This window comes from Fuscovulum ytuae (assembly GCF_029953595.1).
GTDB classification, from domain to species: domain Bacteria; phylum Pseudomonadota; class Alphaproteobacteria; order Rhodobacterales; family Rhodobacteraceae; genus Paragemmobacter; species Paragemmobacter ytuae.
The window spans coordinates 768,509-781,653 of record NZ_CP124535.1; the positions used below are offsets into that span (position 1 = coordinate 768,509).

Annotated in this window: 11 protein-coding genes; 6 read left to right on the forward strand and 5 right to left on the reverse strand. The window is 62.1% G+C overall.

Annotated elements, in window-relative coordinates:
* Window positions 1–37: 37 nt before the first annotated feature.
* Genes QF092_RS03800 through QF092_RS03810 form a run of 3 tightly spaced genes read right to left on the reverse strand, consistent with a single transcriptional unit; the run spans window position 38 to window position 3,394 of the window.
* Complete coding sequence (locus tag QF092_RS03800) at window positions 38–1,015, reverse strand: glucokinase (RefSeq protein ID WP_281467791.1); 978 nt, start codon at window positions 1,013–1,015, stop codon at window positions 38–40.
* Between the two features lie 23 nt (window positions 1,016–1,038).
* The gene (locus QF092_RS03805; RefSeq protein ID WP_281467792.1) at window positions 1,039–2,358 is read right to left on the reverse strand and encodes a GH1 family beta-glucosidase; all 1,320 of its coding nucleotides are present in this window, start codon (window positions 2,356–2,358) and stop codon (window positions 1,039–1,041) included.
* 4 nt (window positions 2,359–2,362) lie between these two features.
* Entirely contained in the window at window positions 2,363–3,394 is a 1,032-nt protein-coding gene (locus tag QF092_RS03810) for a substrate-binding domain-containing protein (protein WP_281467793.1), read from the reverse strand.
* Between the two features lie 268 nt (window positions 3,395–3,662).
* Between QF092_RS03810 and QF092_RS03815 the strand changes: the two genes are divergently transcribed.
* From QF092_RS03815 to QF092_RS03835, 5 genes are all read left to right on the forward strand, one after another.
* On the forward strand, window positions 3,663–5,009 hold the full coding sequence (locus QF092_RS03815) for an ABC transporter substrate-binding protein (protein WP_281467794.1): 1,347 nt from the start codon (window positions 3,663–3,665) through the stop codon (window positions 5,007–5,009).
* Window positions 5,010–5,122: 113 nt separating this feature from the next.
* Window positions 5,123–6,343, forward strand: coding sequence for a carbohydrate ABC transporter permease (locus QF092_RS03820; protein ID WP_281467795.1), 1,221 nt, complete (start codon window positions 5,123–5,125; stop codon window positions 6,341–6,343).
* 13 nt (window positions 6,344–6,356) lie between these two features.
* Window positions 6,357–7,496, forward strand: a complete 1,140-nt coding sequence (locus QF092_RS03825; protein ID WP_281467796.1) for a carbohydrate ABC transporter permease — start codon at window positions 6,357–6,359, stop codon at window positions 7,494–7,496.
* A 13-nt stretch (window positions 7,497–7,509) separates the two neighbouring features.
* Window positions 7,510–9,135, forward strand: coding sequence for an alpha-amylase family glycosyl hydrolase (locus QF092_RS03830; RefSeq protein WP_281467797.1), 1,626 nt, complete (start codon window positions 7,510–7,512; stop codon window positions 9,133–9,135).
* 14 nt (window positions 9,136–9,149) lie between these two features.
* Complete coding sequence (locus QF092_RS03835; RefSeq protein WP_281467798.1) at window positions 9,150–10,235, forward strand: ABC transporter ATP-binding protein; 1,086 nt, start codon at window positions 9,150–9,152, stop codon at window positions 10,233–10,235.
* 59 nt (window positions 10,236–10,294) lie between these two features.
* On the opposite strand, the gene speB is transcribed toward QF092_RS03835, so the two are convergent.
* Together speB and QF092_RS03845 are read right to left on the reverse strand one after the other, a co-directional pair.
* Window positions 10,295–11,257: an agmatinase gene (speB, locus tag QF092_RS03840; protein WP_281467799.1), complete on the reverse strand. Its 963-nt coding sequence runs from the start codon at window positions 11,255–11,257 to the stop codon at window positions 10,295–10,297.
* Window positions 11,258–11,261: 4 nt separating this feature from the next.
* Window positions 11,262–12,179: a LysR family transcriptional regulator gene (locus QF092_RS03845; RefSeq protein WP_281467800.1), complete on the reverse strand. Its 918-nt coding sequence runs from the start codon at window positions 12,177–12,179 to the stop codon at window positions 11,262–11,264.
* Between the two features lie 97 nt (window positions 12,180–12,276).
* Between QF092_RS03845 and QF092_RS03850 the strand changes: the two genes are divergently transcribed.
* Window positions 12,277–13,074, forward strand: coding sequence for a phytanoyl-CoA dioxygenase family protein (locus tag QF092_RS03850; protein WP_281467801.1), 798 nt, complete (start codon window positions 12,277–12,279; stop codon window positions 13,072–13,074).
* The last annotated feature ends 71 nt before the right edge of the window (window positions 13,075–13,145 follow it).

Sequence of the window (13,145 nt, forward strand, 5' to 3'; positions counted from 1 at the left end):
GACGGGGGCGCGTTAACCCCAATAGAGTGCTGCTGGGTCAGGCGGTGGTGGCGTCGAGATAGGCGGCGCAGCCGGTGAGGGCGGCAAAGTCATCCTCGACCACAGTGACGGAGAAATCCTTTTCCAGAAGGTCAACCCGGCGGGCTTCGCGGAAGGTTTCGGTTAGGCCGAAGCGCGCGAAATGCGGGGTCATGGCGCGGGACATGCCGCCGATCAGGTAGATGCCGCCATAGGGCAGGTGAATCAGGGCCAGGTCGGCCAGAACCTGCGCGAGGATCGTGGTGTAAAGCCGCGCGGCATGGACGGCGATGGGGTCGCCTGCGGACAGCGCGGTGAGAACCTCGGCAGAGGATTTTTCGGTGGATTGACCGGCCTCGACGGCCGCGAAGGCGTGGAGGTTGGCAAGCCCGCGTCCGGCCAGCACTTCTTCCACGCCGCAATGGGGGGTTTCTGCGCGGGCCGCGAGGCGCTGTTCGATGAAGCGCATGAGGCGGAGGTCTTCTTCCGACCGGACGGGCATGTTCACATGGCCGCATTCCGAAGGGGGCACGACGCGGGCAGCACCCTGCCCATGGACAGGGGCGGCATTGACCCCGGTGCCAAGGCCCACGACGAGCATGGCAGCGCCGCTATGGGCGGGGCCGGAAATCAGCGGGCGCAGATGGGTGGGGGCGATATGGCCGAGAGCATGGCCCTGTGCCTGAAGGTCGTTCAGGATCGCCACGCGGCGGGCACCGGTGGCGGTGGTGAGTTTTGTGCCGTCCATGACCCAATCGAGATTGGTCATGCTGGCGATGCCATCCTGCACGGGGCCAGCGGCGGCGACGCAGACGCCATCGGGTTGCGCGCCCGTGCTGGAGAGGTAGTCGCGCAGGATATGGGCGATGTCCTGACCGCGCGCTTTGTATTCGGCATTGGGATAGCGGGCGATGCTGGCTTCGCGCACGGCGGTGCCGTCGGCAAGGGCGACCCTTGTATTGGTGCCGCCGATATCGGCGAGGATGGCGAGGGTCATGGGTCGCTCCGTCCGGGCAGGGATCAATCGTTCCGCGCCAAGGCGCGCGCGAGGGCGTGATAGGAGGTTTTGGGGGTCCGCTTCAAGCTGTTGAAATCGACATGGACAAGGCCAAAGCGGCGTTCATAGCCGAATGACCATTCGTAATTGTCCAGAAGCGACCAGTAGAAGAAGCCGCGGACATTGGCGCCGTCGGCAATGGCCTGTTTCGTGGCGGCAAGATGGGCGAAGAGGAACTCTTCGCGGATCTTGTCGGGGAGGTCGGGGTGATCGGCATTGGCCATGCCGTTTTCCGTGACATAGATCGGCAGCTTGCCCACGTAATCGCGCGCCATGCGGGTGAGGAAATGGTGCAGGCCTTGGGGATAAATCTCCCAGTCCATCTGGGTTTTCGGCAAGGGACCCGGCACGTCCCGCAGATGTGGCCAAGGAGTGGCGGGGTCATGGGCGTGCAGGTGGCGGGTGTAGTAGTTCACGCCCAGCCAATCGAGCGGCTGGCCGATGAGGACCATGTCATCCTGCCAGCGGTCAGGCATATGGGGGGCGAGGCCGTCGAGGACGTTGTCCGGGTAGGTCTGGCGGGTGATGGCTTCGATGAACCAGCGGTTGAAGATGCCATCGGCCCGGGCGGCGGCGGTCTGGTCTTCGGGGCTGGTGCTGGCCGGGGTGGCGTGGTCGAAGTTCAGCACGATGCCAAGGTTGGGCTGACCCATGCCGCGGAGCCGTTCCACGGCAAGGCCATGGGCCAAGAGGATGTGATGCATGGCACGGGCGGCGGCGCGGATGTCGCGCAGACCCGGCGCGTGATGTCCAAGGAAATGCGACAGCCACGCCACGCACCAAGGTTCGTTGATCGTAGCGATGGAGGCCACGCGATCACCCAAGGTGCGGGTGATGGTTTCGGCGAAATCAGCAAAGCGATAGCAGGTGTCGCGGTTCGTCCAGCCGCCTTTGTCGGCCAGAGCCGAGGGCATTTCCCAGTGGTAGAGGGTCTGGAAGGGCTTGAGGCCGCGTTCCAGCATCCCGTCCACAACACGGTCGTAGAAGGCAAGGCCATCGGGGTTGACCGTCACACCGTCGGGCATGATGCGCGCCCAAGACGTAGAGAAGCGGTAGGCATCCATATTGGCCTGACGCAGAAGATCAAGGTCGGCGGGCCATTGGTGGTAGTGGTCGCAGGCCGTGCCGCCATCTTCGGCGCGCAGGACATTGCCAGGGGTTGCGGCGAATGTATCCCAATGGCAGGACCCGCAGCCACCGAAGCGGGACCCTTCGATCTGATAGGCGGCCGTGGCGGCCCCGAAAAGGAAACCTTCGGGAAAGTCGAAACGCGAAAGCGACATGGGATCAGGTCCGGCGGGGGGCCGGTCCGGTCGACTGGCCGATGATGAGTTCGGCTTCCAAAAGCCGATTTTGCGGTTCTTCGCCATGCTGGGTGATGATGGCGAGCAGCATCTCGGCGGCGATGCGGCCCGCTTCGCGCACCGAAGAGCGGGTGGCGGTGAAGATGGGCACATCCTCGCCGTTGCGCAGATAGGAAAGATCGTCGTCATGGATGATGACCGACACATCCTTTCCCATGGTCAAGCCTTTCCCTTCGATGGCGCGACGCACGCCCATGCCGGAAATCATCGACGCCACCAGAAAAGCTGTTGGAGGATCGGGCAGGTCGAGCATGGCGGTCGCGGCGCGAAAGCCTGCAATTTCGGTCATCTCGTCCGAGGACATCAAGGCAGGGTCGAGCTGCAGCCCGCGCGCGGCATGGGCATCGGCATAGCCCGTGCGGCGACGGATGGCGAAATCCATGAATTCAAGGCCGTTCACAAGGCCGATGCGGGCATGGCCAAGATCAAGCAGGAACTCGGTCGCGCGTTGAAAGGCGCGGCGGTTGTTCACATCGACCCATGAATAGGGCTCGGCGGTGGCGGTGGCGCGGCCATGCACGACGAAAGGTATGCCGATCTCATGCATGAGGGGGATGCGGGGGTCGTTCATGCGCGGGGCATGCAGGATCACGCCATCGGCGCTGCCACGGGATTTCAGGTCGCGATAGGCCTTTTCCTCATCCTCATCAGGGACGACGGAAAGCAACATGTCATAGCCGTTGCGCGAATAGGTTTCGCCCGCGCCAGCGATGAAATCGGCAAAGATCGGGTTCATGATTTCGTGCCGCGTGGCGAGCGGGATCACATGGCCGATGGCCAACGCGCGGCCCGTGGCAAGGCGGATGGCGCGGGTATTGGGGCGATAGTTATGCCGTTTGGCCGCCGCCATCACCCGTTCGCGGGTGGCTTCGTTCACCTCGGGATAGCCATTGAGCGCGCGGCTGACGGTCGTGGGCGAGAGGCCCAGTTTCGTGGCCAGTTCCTTGAGGTTCATGGCGGACAGATTTTCCAAACCGATTTCAATTTGGCAGGGAGGTTAGAGATTCGATCCGACGAGGTCAAAGGTTAAGCGCACGGATAGGGAAACGTTTTCGCCGCTGATCCTGCGATGAGAAAGGGTTTTCCACCGCAGATGACGGTGCTTTTCATTGACTTGGTGGGTGGGATGGGCAAGTGTGCGCCATCCAAAGCGGTTTGAGTATGATTCTGGCCGAAGTTGGGTTGTGCCCCGTCAAGAGGGCGGGGGAATCGGGAGGATGACCATGAAAGCGAAGTTTCTCGCAGGCGCTGCGGCGCTTGCGCTGATGTCCGGTGGCGCGGTGGCGCAGGACTTCAAGTTCCCCATTGGCGAAGGGGCGTTCAATTGGGACAGCTATAAGGCTTTTGACGAGGCGACCAACCTTGAAGGGCAGACGCTGACCATTTTTGGGCCGTGGCGTGGCGAGGACCAGGTTCTGGTCGAGTCGATGCTGGCCTATTTCGAAGCGGCCTCTGGCGTGGATGTGAGCTATTCCTCGTCGGAAGGCTATGAACAGCAAATCATCATCGACGCCGAAGCAGGGTCGCCGCCGGATGTGGCGGTGCTGCCGCAGCCGGGTCTGATTGGCGATCTGGCTGCCAAGGGCTTTGTCGTGCCTCTGGGCGCGGATACGCAGCAGTGGCTGACCGACAATTACGGCGCAGGCGCAAGCTGGGCTGCGCTGGGGACCTATGCCGGAGCCGACGGGGCGCAGGCACTTTATGCCTTTCCCTACAAGGCCGATGTGAAATCGCTGGTCTGGTACAGCCCCGACAACTTTGCCGATGCGGGCTATGAAATCCCGACGACGATGGAAGAGCTGAAGGCGCTGACCGATCAGATCGTGGCCGATGGCGGCACGCCGTGGTGCATCGGTCTGGGGTCGGGCGGTGCAACGGGCTGGCCTGCGACCGATTGGGTCGAAGACATGATGCTGCGCACGCAATCGCCTGATGTCTATGACCAGTGGGTGCGGCATGAGATTCCGTTCAACGATCCGGCCGTGATTGGCGCGATCGAGGAGTTTGGTTGGTTCGCTCGTAACGACGCCTATGTGGCGGGCGGCGCGGCGGCTGTTGCCTCGACCGACTTCCGTGACAGCCCGAAGGGTCTCTTCTCCTCGCCGCCGCAGTGCTACATGCACCGTCAGGCGTCGTTCATCCCGTCCTTCTTCCCGGAAGGCACGGAACTGGGCACGGATGCGGACTTCTTCTACTTCCCGGCCTATGCCGAGAAGGATCTGGGGCAGCCCGTTCTGGGTGCCGGCACGCTGGCATTCATGATGAAGGATACCGAAGCGGGCCGCGCCTTCATCGAATGGCTGAAGACGCCGATCGCACATGAAGTCTGGATGGCGCAGACCGGTTTCGTGACCCCGCATAAGGGCGTGAATGTGGATCTGTATGGGTCTGCTGCGCTGAAGAAGCAGGGCGAAATCCTCGCCAATGCGACGACCTTCCGCTTTGACGGGTCGGACCTGATGCCGGGCGCTGTTGGCGCGGGCAGCTTCTGGACCGGGATGGTGGATTACACCGGTGGCAAGTCCGCCGAGGAAGTCGCCGCGACCATCGACGCCTCTTGGCCGAAGTGACCTGAAGACGGTGGGTCCGGGAAAAGTTCCCGGGCCCGCCCACCAAACCCGACCGGGAAAACCCGGCAGCACGGCCTACCCAGAGCGTCGGCCTAGGAAGGGGAGGGAAAGAGATGCATCCTGTTTTACAGGCATTTATCGTTATATTTGTAGGTGTCGGCGGCTGCGTCGGATATTTCTTTTTATCGAACCTCTTTTTGGACAAGGTGCTGTTTCCGGCCCGTGGGCCGAATGCGGGGCGCAATACAAGCCGGGCGAATATGATCCGGCCTTGGCTGTTTTTGATGCCCGCCATGGTGGCCCTGGGCTTTTATCTGGCCTATCCGGTTTTCGCGACCTTCTGGCTTTCCTTGAACCGCAACGGCGAATTCGTGGGGCTTGCCAATTACGCCGCAATGATGGGCGAGGCGAAGTTCTGGGAATCCATGCGCAACAATATGCTGTGGCTGGTGGTGGTGCCTGCGGCATCGACCGCCTTTGGCCTGTTGGCCGCGCAGCTGACGGATCGGATAGGTTGGGGCAATCTGGCCAAGTCTTTGATCTTTATGCCGATGGCGATTTCCTTCGTGGGGGCATCGGTCATCTGGAAGCTGATCTATGACACCCGTCCTGTGGAGCAGGCGCAGATCGGTTTGCTGAATGCGCTTTGGTTGAAATTCGACGGCGGCATCGGGTCGATGCTGTTGTTGCGGTTGTTGCCGGGGCTTTTCCTTTTGGCGGTGCTAGCGCTGCTCTTTTGGGCCGCCTGGACGGTTCTGCGCCCATTGGCGACGGGGGCGGGCCGCGGTGGCTGGATCACGGCGGGGCGGTTGGTTGGCGGTGCGGTCGCGCTGTTTCTGGCTTTTGAGGTGGGGACTTGGCTTTTGGGTGTCGTGACCAACGACCTGCCCTATGGCCAGCCGCAGACTTGGCTGACCATGCCCTATTGGAACAGCTTCTTCCTGATGGCGGTGCTGGTCTGGATTCAGACGGGCTTTGCCATGGTGATCCTGTCGGCGGCGCTGCGGGGGGTGCCGGAGGATACGATCGAGGCCGCGCTTTTGGATGGGGCGAACCCGTTCCAGATCTTTTTCCAAGTCAAGGTGCCCCAGATCATGCCGACGATCGTGGTGGTCTGGACGACGATCACCATCGTGGTGCTGAAGGTCTTTGACATCGTTCTGGCCATGACAAACGGCCAGTGGGAGACGCAGGTCCTTGCCAATTACATGTATGACAAGATGTTCCGCGCGCTGGATTGGGGCGTGGGATCGGCAAGCGCCATGATCATCATGCTGTTGGTGACGCCGATCCTTGTCTGGAACGTCTACAACGCCCGCAAGGAAATGCGCTGAGGGGGATGGTCTGATGGAGAATATCGCAGGCAAGAAACCCGCGCTGATCTGGGTGGTGCATCTTTGCACGGCGGCGCTGGTGGCGCTGTGGGTGCTGCCGACGTTGGGGCTTTTGGTGTCGTCCTTCCGGACGGGGGATCAGATCGCCTCATCCGGTTGGTGGCAGGCGCTTTCCACGCAGGAAAGCCAGTTACCGGCCATTCGCATCGCGGGGGAAGAGGTGCCGCGCGACGGTATCTTCGTGATCGAAGGAAACCTGTTTGACGGGGGCGCGGCGGTCATCAGCCAGTGGGGCACCTCATCGCGGGAGCCTGAGGCCTATGAGCCGGAGGCCGTCGCCGATCTGGGCGATGGCGTGACACTGACGGTGGCGGCGGATGGGGCCTTTACCTTGGCATCCGCCACTTCGATGGCCGAGATGCGGATGCCGCGCGTCTTTGTGAGCGCGGCGACCCCGCCGGAATTCACGCTGGGCAATTATTCCACCGTGGTGTTCAGCCCGATGGCGGGCCAGTCCATCGGGCAGGCCTTTATCAACACACTGACGGTCGCGATCCCGGCGACGATCATTCCTATTCTTGTGGCGGCCTTCGCGGCCTATGCCTTGGCTTGGATGGATTTTCCGGGGCGCGCGCTTTTGGTGGCCTTTGTCGTGGGGTTGTTGGTGGTGCCGCTGCAATTGGCGCTGATCCCGCTTTTGCAGTTCCACAACTGGATCGGGATCGGGAAGGGCTATCTGGGCATCTGGTTGGCGCATACGGGCTTTGGCCTGCCCTTGGCCATCTATCTTTTGCGCAACTACATGGCCGGTCTGCCGCGCGACATCATCGAGAATGCGCGGGTGGATGGGGCCACGGATTTCCAGATCTTTGTGAAGATCATTCTGCCCCTGTCCTTTCCGGCGCTGGCGTCCTTTGCGATCTTTCAGTTCCTCTGGACATGGAACGACCTGCTGGTGGCGCTGGTGTTCCTTGGCACGGGGAATGACCAGCAAGTGCTGACCGGGAACCTTGTGAACCTTATGGGGTCGCGCGGCGGGGATTGGGAAATTCTATCGGCCTCGGCCTTTGTGTCGATTGCGGTGCCTTTGGCGGTGTTCTTTGCCATGCAGAAATATCTGGTCCGCGGCCTGTTGGCCGGATCGGTGAAGTGAGAAAGACAGGACTATGACGGATGTGATCGGCCATGATGCCGACTGGTGGCGTGGCGCGGTGATCTATCAAATCTATCCGCGCAGCTATCAGGACAGCAATGGCGATGGGATCGGCGATCTGGGCGGGATCGTGGAGCGGTTGCCGCATATCGCGGCGCTGGGGGCGGATGCAATCTGGATCAGTCCGTTCTTCACCAGCCCGATGAAGGATTTTGGCTATGACGTCAGCGATTATTGCGACGTCGATCCGATGTTCGGTAGCCTTGCCGATTTTGACCGGGTGGTGACACGGGCGCATGACCTGGGCCTGAAGGTGATGATCGATCTGGTGCTGTCGCATACGTCCGATCAGCATCCGTGGTTCAAGGAAAGCCGCAAGGATCGCGTGAATGACAAGGCCGACTGGTATGTCTGGGCGGAGCCAAAGCCCGATGGGACGGCGCCGAACAATTGGCTTTCGGTCTTTGGCGGCAGTGCCTGGCAATGGGACGGGCGGCGGCGGCAATATTACCTGCACAATTTCCTGACCAGTCAGCCGGACCTGAACCTGCACCATGAACCGGTGCAAGAGGCATTGCTGGATGTGGCGCGGTTCTGGCTGAAGCGGGGGGTGAACGGCTTCCGGCTGGATACGATCAACTTTTACTTCGCGGACCGCTATCTGCGCGATAATCCGTCACTTCCACCGGAATTGCGCAATGACAGTATCGCGCCTTCGGTGAACCCTTATAACCATCAGTTGCACCTGTTTTCGAAGAACCAGCCCGAAAACCTTGAATTCCTGAGGAAATTCCGCGCGGTGCTGAACCCTTACGGCGCGGCTGCGGTGGGTGAGGTCGGCGATGCCCAGCGTGGGCTGGAAATCATGGCCGAATATACCAGCGGCGGGGACAAGGTGCAGATGTGCTATCCGTTCGAGATGCTGCAACCGGCGCGGTTGACGGCATCCTCGGCCGCTGCGGTGTTTGACCGTCTGGCGGCGGCGGCACCGGATGCGTGGCCCTGCTGGGCCTATTCGAACCACGACACCGTGCGGCATGTAACGCGCTGGGGCCTTTCTGATGCAGCAGCAAGGGTTTACGCGACGATGCTGATGTGTCTGCGGGGTTCGGTCTGTCTGTATCAGGGTGAGGAATTGGGTCTGCCAGAGGCGGAGATCGCCTTTGAGGAGTTGCAAGATCCTTATGGCATCGAGTTCTGGCCGGAATTCAAGGGCCGCGACGGGTGCCGCACGCCGATGCCTTGGGTCACGGACAATGGCCTGTGCGGGTTTTCCAGCGCGGCTCGGGCCTGGCTGCCCGTGACAGCGCCGCATCGGCCATTGTCGGTGGCGGCGCAAGAGGCGGCAGGTGGGTCGATGCTCCACCATTATCGCAGCCTTTTGGCCTTTCGCCGGGGCCATCCGACCTTTGCGCAGGGGCGCATGGGCGGGTGGAAGGCGGAAGGCGACGTGTTTTCCTTCACCCGCAGCGGTGGGATCGAGATTTTCTGCGCCTTCAATCTGGGCGAGGCAGAGGCCGAGGTCGCGCTGCCCAGCGGGCATTGGGAACGGATTGGTGAGGCCGTGGGCAGTATTGCGCCTGCGGGGGGCAAGGTGCGGCTGCCGGCATGGGGCGCTTGCATCGCGCGAAAGGGATAAGTGGAGGGACGGGGATGGCCGAGTTGAAACTGGTCGATGTCGAGAAGGCCTATGGCGAGGTGAAGGTTCTGCGGAACATCAACCTTGACATCAAGACGGGCGAGTTGATCGTCTTTGTCGGCCCTTCGGGATGCGGGAAATCCACGCTTTTGCGCATGATCGCAGGGTTGGAGCGGATTACGGGAGGGGAGTTCACCATCGACGGCGTCATGATGAATGACGTGCCGCCCGCACAGCGGGGGATTGCGATGGTGTTCCAATCCTATGCGCTTTATCCGCATATGACCGTGCGGGACAACATGGCCTTTGCCCTGAAGATCGCCAAGAAATCAGCGTCGGAGATTGCGGCGGCGGTCGATAAGGCGGCGAAAATCCTGCAACTGACGCCCTATCTGGACCGCTTGCCCAAGGCCCTGTCGGGGGGCCAGCGCCAGCGGGTGGCCATCGGGCGGGCCATCGTGCGGGACCCGAAGGTCTATCTCTTTGACGAACCGCTTTCGAACCTTGATGCCGCGCTTCGAGTAGCGACGCGGATCGAGATCGCGCAGCTAAAAGAGCAGATGCCGAATTCCACCATGATCTATGTGACCCATGATCAAGTGGAGGCGATGACGCTGGCCAGCCGTATCGTGGTGCTGGCGGGGGGCGGGATCAGCCAGGTCGGCACGCCTTTGGAATTGTATGAACGGCCCGAAAATGAATTCGTGGCGCAGTTCATTGGCAGCCCGTCGATGAACCTGATGGCGGGTGAAGTGGTGGAGACGGGTGAAACCACAGTCATTCGTCTTGAGAATGGCGGCGTGGCGCGGTCATTGGTGCCGACGATGGCTACGGATAAGGGTTTGAAGGTCAATATCGGCGTGCGGCCAGAGGATCTGGTAGCGGCGACGGGGGATGCGATCTTTACCGGAGAAGTGGAGATTACCGAGGCGCTGGGGGAAGTGACGCTTCTTTATTTCAAACGCCAGGAACAGGCGGCGCAGGTCGTGGCAAAGCTGCCGGGGATTCATGCGGATTTGCGGTACAAGACCGTTGCCCTGACGGCGGACCCGAAGAAGGTGCATGTCTTCGCCAATGGGCGGTCGCTGCTTTATCGCTGAGGGCGGACCGCGGCGTGTTCCGAGAGGGAGTAAGGGGCAGGTCGCTGCCCCTTTTTCTTTCAGGCGCGCTGTTTTCGGGCGTGGAAGATGAAGCCGAGGAAGTTCAGCAGGACTTGCGCGGCAAGGATTGCGGTGGTGCCGTCACGGTCGTAATCGGGCGCGACCTCGACAAGGTCGATGCCGACGATGTCATGCCGCTGGGCGACCTGTTGAAGGATTTCCAACACCTCGTAATAGAGAAAGCCGCCATGGCTAGGCGTGCCCGTGCCCGGCGCGATGGAGGGGCAGAAACCGTCGATGTCGATAGTGACATAGAGGCGGGCGCCTTCGGGGATGCGGGCGGCGGTGGCCTCTGGCCCCAATTTGCGGATTTGGCGGACGGACAGGATATCGTCCCCCATGGCGCGGGCGGCGTCATAGCCTTCCTTGGTCGTGGACGAGACGTTGCGGATGCCAAGCGCGGTAATGCCTGTGACATAGTCTTTTTCCGCGGCGCGGCGCATCGGGTTGCCATGGCCATGGCGCACGCCGTGGCGGACATCGACGAAATCGAGATGGGCATCGATTTGCAGGATGTGGATCGGCCCCTGATCATCGAACGCGCGGATGCATGGGATATTGATCGAATGGTCCCCGCCAATCGTTACCGGAAGGGCGCCCGCCTTGAGGATGGCGCGGACGCCTGCCTCGATATTGGCATGGCTTTTTTCGGTATCGGTATGGACGATGTCGGCATCCCCGATATCCACCATGCGGACATCGGCGCCCATATAGGTGACATCATCCTCATGGTCATAGGCCCCGGCATGGCCGAAGGAAAAGAGGGTTGAGGCTTCGCGCACCGCCCTCGGCCCAAAACGCGCGCCGGCGCGGAATTGCGTCCCAAAGTCAAAGGGCGCGCCGAGGATGGCGATATCGGCATCGATCTTTGACCAGTCGTCGATATAGGGGCGCTTGCCGAAGGTGGAGATGCCGACAAAGGGCAGGTTCAGGCGGCCGGTATCATAGGAATTGGCGGACATTTGGTCAGGCGTCTCCGTCTTGTTCGGCATCGGGGGTGGGGGTGAAAAAGGCAGGGATTGCCGCGGCGATCCGATCCGCCGGGGGCGGAAGCGGATTGCCTGCGGTGCGGGCGAGGATAATGGGTTCGCTGCCCGCATCAAGGATCGGCAGGGTGACAAGCCGCGCGCCGTCATGGCTGCGCCGTCCGGCGGGGCGGGAATAGCTGAGACCCACGCCAAAGCCGTTGGCGGCAAAGCTGCGCATGAGGTCGAGCGTGGCGATGCGATGCGCCACCGTGAAGGGCAGGTCACGGGCGGCAAAGAGTGCGCGCATATGGGCCAGAGACGGGCCTTGATCGGCGAGGATCAGGGGATGGGCCGACAGCATGGCCAGCGTCAGGCCGCGCCGCGCTTGGGCAACGAGGGGATGTTCAGGGGCGGCCACGGCATGGGGGGCGATCTGCTGCAAGACCTGCCGTTCGGCGCTGCTGTCCAAGCCGAGATCCCATGTCAGGGCAAGGTCAATGCGACCGCGGCGGAGGCCATCGCTGATCGCTTCAAACGGCAGGATTTCGGGGGCGATGGCGATGTCGGGTTCTTGCGTGGCGAGAAAGCGCAAGAGGGGGGCGAGGTGGGTGGCGGCAAGGTCTTCGAAACAGGCCAGCCGCACGGGGGCCGCCGGGGTTTCGCCCGCCATTAGGCGCGTGAGGGCGTCAAGCTGGGCCTGCGCCTCGTCCAGCCAGCCACGCCCAAAGGCGGTGGGGGTGATGCGCCCGCCGGGGCGGCGCAGAAAAAGCGGTTGACCAAGCGTCTGTTCCAGCTGCGCAAGGGCCACGGAAAGCGCGGGTTGCGAGACATTCAGAGCCTCGGCCGCCGCGGTGACGCCGCCGAAGCGGGCGGTGGCGGTGGCGTATTCGATCTGACGGAGCGTGACGTTGAGCATTCAATTATGACCCTGATTACAAGATATTATTGGAAGCTATGCCCACGGCATGCGATTTGTCGACAAAGGATCAAGGATTTCCGACTGGGAGGACAAGATGACGGCGATCGCAGACGCTGTTTCCGAGGGCATGGTGCAGGATTACCAGCGTGACGGAGTGGTTCTGGTCAAGGGCTTGTTTCGCGACTGGGTCGATCTGTTGCGCGCGGGTGTGGAAAAGAACATGGCCAGCCCATCGCCGCAACTGATGGCGACCTTGAAGCCCGGTGAGAAGGGGCGCTTCTTTGACGACTACTGCAATTGGACGCGCATCCCGGAATTCGAACAGGCGATCCGGGGGTCGGATGTGGCGGGGGTGGCGGCAGCTCTGATGGGCTCAAGCCGGGTGCAACTTTTTCACGACCATGTGCTTGTGAAGGAACCGGGCACGAACAAGCCGACGCCATGGCACACGGACGGACCCTATTACTTTGTCGAGGGGCGGCAGACGGTGTCTTTCTGGGTGCCACTGGACCCGGTGAAGGAAGCGAGTTTGCGCTGCGTGGCGGGAAGCCATCTTTGGCCCAAGGATGTGCTGCCGACGCGCTGGATGGCGGAGACGAATTTTTATCCGGGCGATCACGATTACATGCCCGTGCCGGACCCTGAAGCGGAGGGGATGGAGATTCGCGAATGGGAGATGGAACCGGGCGATGCGGTGGCCTTTCATTACCGCACGTTGCACGGGACGCGGGGCAATACGACCACCGCGCGGCGGCGGGCGTTTTCCTTGCGACTTGTCGGGGATGATGCGCGCTATGTGGACCGGCCGGGACCGACCTCGCCGCCCTTTGCCGGCCATGGCATGGAGGCGGGGCAGCGGTTGCGGGAGGATTGGTTTCCGTATCTGGTCTGACGGGGAGGTGGGGTGTCACCCCACCCGACGGGTCGCCATGACCCGATGGCTGCGGTGATCTGGCGCGCGCG